Source organism: Alcanivorax sp. HI0044, from assembly GCF_001634945.1.
The window spans coordinates 1-615 of record NZ_LWEZ01001942.1 but is presented as its reverse complement, the minus strand read 5'-3'; the positions used below and the strand labels follow the sequence as shown (position 1 = coordinate 615).

1 protein-coding gene and 1 pseudogene are annotated in these 615 nt (G+C 56.7%); both read right to left on the bottom strand.

From position 1 onward, the window contains the following. Nucleotides 1–150, bottom strand: a pseudogene (locus A3730_RS30750) (malate dehydrogenase); the annotation flags it as partial. A gap of 107 nt (nucleotides 151–257) precedes the next feature. Continuing rightward, the gene (gene rpmE / locus A3730_RS28795; protein WP_063520783.1) at nucleotides 258–476 is read right to left on the bottom strand and encodes a 50S ribosomal protein L31; all 219 of its coding nucleotides are present in this window, start codon (nucleotides 474–476) and stop codon (nucleotides 258–260) included. Between the last annotated feature and the right edge of the window lie 139 nt (nucleotides 477–615).

The following is a 615-nucleotide window of genomic DNA, read 5'->3' as shown; positions in this document are numbered from 1 at the left end:
GATTTCACGCACCGGCTCCGCCACACCCGGGCTATACGCCAGGCTCAGATCTCGACTGGTCGCCGCCGGCTTGGTCACCTCGACGCTGATTTTCCCTGGCCGCGGTTTGGCGTGGTATTCCAGGGCCGCCGCTTTTAAATCCTCGGACATGCTGGTCTCCGCTTCCCTAGTTGGGATATACAGTGTGTACGCAAGTACTTAACGTAAAAAGCACCCGGCAGGGTGCTTTTTACAATAGGCGCTGTGAAGACGCCGTATCAGTCCTTCTTGCTGCGCATCATGCCAAAGCGCTGCTTGAACTTGTCGATCTGGCCGCCGCTGTCGGCCTGCTTCTGCTTGCCAGTGTAGAACGGGTGACAGGCAGAACAAACGTCCAGGTCCATGGCGCCACCCTTGGTGGAACGGGACTCGATAACGTTGCCACAGCTACAGGAATAGGTCGCTGTCTGGTAATCGGGATGAATCTCTGGTTTCATTGCTAAGCTCCATTTTGTGTCGCTACCGGCCTCTACGACAGGCACCACACGGCTTGCGCCTGGGAAAAAGAAGGCGAATCATAACAGCTTGTCCCCATTCCGCAAGCGCAAAGCCGCCGCTGGCTCCAGGAAATTCCGT